5 protein-coding genes are annotated in these 6,594 nt (G+C 72.7%); all 5 read right to left on the reverse strand.

All coding sequences use genetic code 11. From position 1 onward, the window contains the following. Window positions 1–25: 25 nt before the first annotated feature. A complete protein-coding gene (locus CCN42_RS34430) occupies window positions 26–1,252 on the reverse strand; it encodes an RNA polymerase sigma factor (protein WP_086741336.1) in 1,227 nt (408 codons plus the stop codon). 129 nt (window positions 1,253–1,381) lie between these two features. Continuing rightward, window positions 1,382–3,283, reverse strand: a complete 1,902-nt coding sequence (gene dnaG, locus CCN42_RS34435; RefSeq protein WP_086741337.1) for a DNA primase — start codon at window positions 3,281–3,283, stop codon at window positions 1,382–1,384. 123 nt (window positions 3,284–3,406) lie between these two features. Continuing rightward, window positions 3,407–4,672 carry an NAD(P)/FAD-dependent oxidoreductase gene (locus CCN42_RS34440; RefSeq protein ID WP_086741338.1) on the reverse strand — a complete coding sequence of 422 codons (1,266 nt, stop codon included), beginning with the start codon at window positions 4,670–4,672 and terminating at the stop codon, window positions 3,407–3,409. Between the two features lie 104 nt (window positions 4,673–4,776). Beyond that, on the reverse strand, window positions 4,777–6,048 hold the full coding sequence (locus CCN42_RS34445) for a deoxyguanosinetriphosphate triphosphohydrolase (protein ID WP_086741339.1): 1,272 nt from the start codon (window positions 6,046–6,048) through the stop codon (window positions 4,777–4,779). Between the two features lie 91 nt (window positions 6,049–6,139). Next, window positions 6,140–6,594, reverse strand: a 455-nt coding sequence (locus tag CCN42_RS34450) for a CbiX/SirB N-terminal domain-containing protein (protein ID WP_281259553.1), incomplete at its 5' end; no start/stop codon positions are given.

The raw sequence follows: 6,594 nt of genomic DNA on the forward strand, positions 1-6,594 counted from the left end.
GGCCGCCCGGCCGGGCGGCCCCCGCTCAGTCCAGGTAGCCTCGCAGCTGGTCGGCGAAGGCGTGGTCGCGGAGCTTGTTGAGGGTCTTGGACTCGATCTGGCGGATCCGCTCTCGGGTGACGCCGAAGATGCGGCCGATCTCCTCCAGGGTGCGCGGGCGTCCGTCGGCCAGCCCGTAGCGGAGCTGGACGACCTTGCGCTCGCGTTCGCCGAGGGTGGAGAGGACCGCCTCCAGGTGCTCCTTGAGCAGCAGGAACGCGGCGGACTCCACGGGTGAGGCGGCGTCGCCGTCCTCTATCAGGTCGCCCAGCGCGACGTCGTCCTCCTCGCCGACGGGGGCGTGCAGCGAGACGGGCTCCTGGGCGAGCCGCAGCACCTCGCTCACCCGCTCGGGCGGCAGGTCGAGATGGGCGGCGACCTCTTCGGGCGTGGGCTCGTAGCCGCGCTCCTGGAGCATCCGGCGCTGGACCCGCACCACCCGGTTGATCAGCTCGACGACGTGCACCGGGACGCGGATGGTGCGGGCCTGGTCGGCGAGGGCGCGGGACATGGCCTGGCGGATCCACCAGGTGGCGTAGGTGGAGAACTTGAAGCCGCGGGCGTAGTCGAACTTCTCGACGGCCCGGATGAGGCCCAGGTTGCCTTCCTGCACGAGGTCGAGCATGGTCAGCCCGCGGCCGACGTACCGCTTGGCGACCGACACCACCAGCCGCAGGTTCGCCTCGATCAGCCGGCGCTTGGCCATCCGGCCCATGACCACCAGCCGGTCCAGGTCGAGCGCCAACTGGCTGTCCAGGTCCGGGGTGTTGAGCAGTTTCTCCTCGGCGAACAGGCCGGCCTCGACACGGCGGGCGAGTTCCACCTCCTCGGCGGCGGTGAGCAGCGGGACCCGGCCGATCTCGCGCAGGTACTGCCGGAACAGGTCGGAGGAGGGACCGCTGTTGTCGACGACCCGGCCGGGCGGCGGCCCGGCGGGCTCGGGCTCGACGAACTCCGGTTCGGTGCCGGCCTCGGCCTCGGGCGGCTCGGATTCCGGTTCGGTCTCCGTCTGCGTCTCCGTCCGTGTCTCCGGGTGGTGCGCCGCACGGCTCTGCGGCGGCACGGCCGCCAGCACGTCCGGTGCCGCGTCCGGCTCCGTCGGCGTGCGGCTGTCGGTAGGGACGAGGGTCTGGGTCTGCACGGGGGCGACCTCCAGGGAATCGCTGCTGAGGTGGCGGAACCGCGGCGGTGAATGACCCGTTGGGGGACGGATCGGCCGCGCTCCGAGGACTCAGGCACCGCACCCAGTGTGGGGTAAGACACATCCTCGCCACGAGGGGCGTGCGCGCACTTTTTGAGTCCGGTGCGTGACCGGGTGGTTACCGTGCCGGACCGTGACGGTTCACAGGGCCGCCGCGCCACGCTCCCGCAGCGCCTGGCCGTACTGCTGGAGGACCCACAGTTCGTTCTGCACGGCGGCCAGCTGGGCCGGGTCGCCGCCGTTGGCGAGGCGGGTCAGGGTGGACTGGACGTCCTGGATGCGGCGGTCGACCGCGCGGCGCCGGACCCAGACCAGTTGCTCGCCCGCGTACGCCTCGTCGACCGTACGGCGCATGATCGCCTCCACGGCCAGCTCGGTGACCATGGCGCGGACCGTGTCGTCGGGGGCCGCCTCGCGGACCCGGACCAGATACTCCTGCGGGTCCCGCACGCCGTACTCCACGCCGCCCGCGTCGAGGATCGCCTGCCGTACGGCGGCGTAGGGGGCGGCGGTGAACTCGTCGACGCCGTACGCGTCGAACGCCGGGCAGACCAGCTCCGGGCGCTGGAGGGCGAGCTTCAGCAGCTCGCGTTCCGTCGCGTACACCGGGTTGCGCAGGGTCAGGGCGGGGCCGGACACGGCCGGGCGCGGCGCGGCGTCGTACGGCTGCTGGGGGCGCCCGGCGGGGGCGGGCCCCTTGCCGCCCCGGTCACGCGCCCACCGGGCCAGCTGGGCGACCCGCTTGACCACGAACTGGGTGTCGAGGATGCCGAGCATGCCGGCCAGCTGGACGGCGACCTCGTGCTGGGCGCCGCTGTTCTTGATGCGGGCGACGACCGGAGCCGCCTCGTCGAGCGCCGCCGCCCGGCCCGCCGGGGTGTCCAGGTCGTAGCGGCTCACGATCTGGCGCAGGGCGAACTCGAAGAGCGGGGTGCGCGGCTCGACCAGGTCGGCCACCGCCTCGTCGCCCTTGGCGAGCCGCAGATCGCACGGGTCCATGCCGTCCGGGGCGATGGCGATGTAGGTCTCGGCGGCGAACTTCTGGTCGTCCTCGAAGGCGCGCAGGGCCGCCTTCTGGCCGGCCGCGTCGCCGTCGAAGGTGAAGATCACACGGGCCGAGCCGTTGTCCATCAGCAGCCGTCTGAGGATCTTGATGTGGTCGCCGCCGAAGGCGGTGCCGCAGGTGGCGATGGCGGTGGTGACCCCGGCGAGGTGGCAGGCCATGACGTCCGTGTAGCCCTCGACGACGACCGCGCGGGACGACTTGGCGATGTCCTTCTTCGCCAGGTCGATGCCGTAGAGGACCTGCGACTTCTTGTAGATCGCGGTCTCGGGCGTGTTGAGGTACTTCGGCCCGTTGTCCGCCTCGTAGAGCTTGCGCGCGCCGAAGCCGACGACCTCGCCGCCGATGTCGCGGATCGGCCACATCAGCCGGCCCCGGAAGCGGTCGATGGGGCCGCGGCGGCCTTCCTGGCTGAGCCCGGAGAGGATCAGTTCCTTGTCGGTGAAGCCCTTGCCGCGCAGGTAGCGGGTGAGGTGGTCCCAGCCCTGCGGGCTGTAGCCGACGCCGAAGTGGACGGCGGCGGCCTGGTCGAAACCGCGTTCGGCGAGGAAGATCCGGCCGGTCTCGGCCTCGGGGGAGGTCGCGAGCTGTTCCGCGTACCACTCCGCGGCGGTCTTGTGGGCCTCGACCAGGCGGATGCGTTCGCCGCGCTGGTGGGCGGGGTTGTAGCCGCCCTCCTCGTAGCGCAACGTGATGCCGGCCTGGGCGGCCAGACGCTCGACCGCCTCCGAGAAGGAGAGGTGGTCGACCTTCATCACGAAGGTGATGGTGTCGCCGCCCTCCTGGCAGCCGAAGCAGTGGAAGAGTCCCTTGCTCGGGCTGACCTGGAAGGACGGCGACTTCTCGTCGTGGAACGGGCACAGTCCCTTGAGGTTGCCGCCGCCCGCGTTTCGCAGCTGGAGGTACTCGGACACCACGGCGTCGATCGGGACCGCGTCCCGTACCGCCTTCACGTCCTCGTCGTTGATCCGTCCGGCCACTCCTGAATTCTACGGGGGTCCGCCGACATCTCCGGGTCGCCGAGGCGCCCTGGAGGGGGCGGGGCACCGAGCGAGGAACCACGGCCGGCCCGCGCCCGCAGGACGGCGGACCCCGGCGGACGCCTACCCGCCCAGGCTCTCCAACGGCACGTGCGGAGACGACAGCGCCTCCACGTCCACCTGGACCCTGGACCGGATCAGCCGCTGAATGTGCTCTGTGACGTCCCACACGTTCACATTCATCCCGGCCAGCACCCGCCCCTCCTTCACCCAGAACGCGATGAACTCCCGCTTGCCCGCGTCTCCCCGGATCACCACCTGGTCGTACGACCCGGGCGGCGCCCACCCCGAGTACTCCATGCCGAGGTCGTACTGGTCGGAGAAGAAGTACGGCAATCGGTCGTGGACGACGTCCTGCCCCAGCATCGCCCGCGCCGCCGCCGGGCCGCCGTTCAGCGCGTTCGCCCAGTGCTCGACCCGCATCCGGATGCCGAAGAGAGCGTGCGGGAAGGCGGCGACATCGCCGGCCGCGTGGATGTCGGGGTCGGAGGTGCGCAGCCGTTCGTCGACCACGATCCCCCCGCCGTGCGCCCGGTCGGCGATCTCCAGTCCCGCCGCCTCCGCGAGCGCGGTCCGCGGCGCGGCGCCGATCGCGGCGAGCACGTCGTGCGCCGGGTGCTCCTCGCCGTCGTCCGTACGGGCCGCCAGGACGACGCCGTCCTGCCCGACGATCTCGGTCAGCCGGACGCCGAAGTGGAAGCGCACCCCGTGCTCGCGGTGCAGCTCGGTGAAGAGCTGGCCCAGCTCGGGGCCGAGCACTCCGTGCAGCGGGGTCGGATCCGGCCCCACCACGGTCACTTCCGCGCCGTACTCGCGGGCCGCCGCCGCGACCTCCAGGCCGATCCAGCCGGTGCCGGCGATCACCAGGTGGCCGTTGTCCCGGCCGAGGTGGGTGAGCACGCCCTTGAGGCGTTCGGCGTGGGCGAGGCGCCGCAGGTGGTGCACGCCGGCCAGGCCGGTGCCCGGGACGTCCAGGCGGCGCGGTTCGGCACCCGTGGCCAGCAGCAGCTTGTCGTAGCGGACGATCGTGCCGTCCTCGCCGAAGCGGACCGTCTTCGCGGCGCGGTCGATGCGGTCGACGGTCTGGCCGAGGTGCAGCTCGATGTCGTGCTGCGCGTACCAGGCGGGCTCGTGCACGAAGACGCTCTCGCGTTCCTCCTTGCCGAGCAGGAAGCCCTTGGACAGCGCCGGGCGCTCGTACGGGTGGTCGCGCTCGTCGCAGATCAGTATCACCCGCCCGCTGAAGCCCTCCGCGCGGAGCGTCTCGGCCGCCTTCGCTCCGGCGAGTCCTCCTCCGACGATGACGAATGTCTGATCCGCGTCGACCACTTGTTGCCTCCTCGTCACTGTGCCGCCAGGTGCGAGCCTCCCGCACGGAGCGTGAGGGGGGAAGGGGGGGTGACCCGATCAGGCCACGCACGGTCACATCGCTGTCACATCCGTCCCGTGAGCCTCGCGTGCAGCGAGCGGGCCGAGGCGTCGGTGAGGGAGGCGATCTGGTCGACGATCACCCGTTTGCGGGCCCGGTCGTCGGGGGCGACGTCGAACAGCGCGCGGAACTGCGGGTCCAGGCCGTCCGGGGCGCGGGCGGTCAGCGCCTCGGCGAGTTCGGCGACGACGATCCGCTGGTCGGCGCGGAGCCGGGTCTGCTCGGCGCGCTGCATGACGTAGCGGTCGGCGACCGCCTTCAGCACCGCGCACTCCATGCGGGTCTCGCGCGGTACGACCAGCTCCGCGCCGTACCGGGTGAGCCGGCCGCCCCCGTGGGCCGCGCGTGTGGCGCTCTCCGCGGCGAGGCAGAAGCGGCCGATGAGCTGGCTGGTGGCGTCCTTCAAACGGGCCTGCGAGACGGCCGAGCCGTCGTAGCCGTGCGGCCACCACTGCGCGTCCTGGAGGCGGTCCAGGGCGGCGGCGAGTTCGGCGGGGTCGGTGCCGGCCGGGACGTAGCGGCCGACGGCGACGCGGAAGATCTCCCGGCGCTCCGGCTCGGCGTGCAGGCAGCCGGGGTCGATGTGCCCGGCGTGCAGACCGTCCTCGACGTCGTGCACCGAGTACGCCACGTCGTCCGACCAGTCCATGACCTGCGCCTCGAAACAGGTGCGGGTGCCGGGGGCGTCCCTGCGGGCCCAGTCGAACACCGGGCGGTCGTCCTCGTAGACGCCGAACTTGCGCGAGTCCGGGTCGGTGGGATGGGCGCCGCGCGGCCACGGGTACTTCGTGGCGGCGTCCAGGACGGCGCGGGTGAGGTTGAGGCCGACGGAGCCCTCCGGGGTGAACCGCTTGGGCTCGATGCGGGTGAGGAGCCGCAGCGACTGGGCGTTGCCCTCGAAGCCGCCGCAGTCCTCGGCGAACTCGTTCAGCGCTTCCTCGCCGTTGTGGCCGAAGGGGGGATGGCCGAGGTCGTGGGCGAGGCAGGCGGCCTCGACGAGGTCGGGGTCGCAGCCGAGGGCCGCGCCGAGTTCACGGCCGACCTGGGCGCACTCCAGGGAGTGGGTGAGGCGGGTGCGGGGGCTGGGGTCCCAGGCCTGGTTCGTGGTGCCGGGGGTGACCACCTGGGTCTTGCCGGCGAGTCTTCTCAGGGCCGATGAGTGGAGGATGCGGGCGCGGTCGCGCTGGAAGGCGGTGCGGCCGGGGCGTTTGTCGGGCTCCGAGGCCCAGCGGGCGACTGACGTCGGGTCGTAACCGGGGGGTGTGTTGCCTTCCATGTGTCGACAGTAAGCGCAGACGCGTCAACCGGGTCGGTGTTCGTTCGCGGGTGCGGGTGGTCTCGGCCGGTCGCGCGGTTCCCGGCGTTCCTCAGCGAGTTGCGGCGAGCGCCGGTTCGTTCGTCTCCCGGGCTGCCATTGCCCCTTCGTAGCGGTGGAGGAGGAGTTCCGCCATCAAAGGGTGGGCGCCCAGGGGATCCGCGGCGATGTCGGGGGCGGCTTTCGCGCACTCCGTGGCGAAGCGGCCGGGGGCGGTGAAGTACGAGGCCACGGCGATGCGGTGGCGGCCCCGCGCCCGGAGGGAGCGGACGGCCGCGTCCACCGTCGGGGTGGCGGCGGAGGCGTAGGCGGGGACGACCGGGACGCCCAGACGGGCCGCGAGGAGGGCGGCCGTGCGGCCGGTGTCGGTCGCCGAGTCGGGGTCGCGGGAGCCCGCGGCGGCGAGGATCACGGCGGTGGCGCGGCGTTCGGTCTCGGTCGCCGGGGTGCGCCAGCCCGCCTCGGTCAGGCGGGTGTGGAGGGTGGCGGCGAGGAGCGGGTGGGGGC

The organism is Streptomyces glaucescens (genome assembly GCF_002154375.1).
In the GTDB taxonomy this organism is placed as follows: domain Bacteria; phylum Actinomycetota; class Actinomycetes; order Streptomycetales; family Streptomycetaceae; genus Streptomyces; species Streptomyces glaucescens.

Coding starts and splice junctions, on each gene's coding strand:
- CCN42_RS34445 (WP_086741339.1), bottom strand. CDS start 6,048: ATGGAAGGCAACACACCCCCCGGTTACGACCCGACGTCAGTCGCCCGC.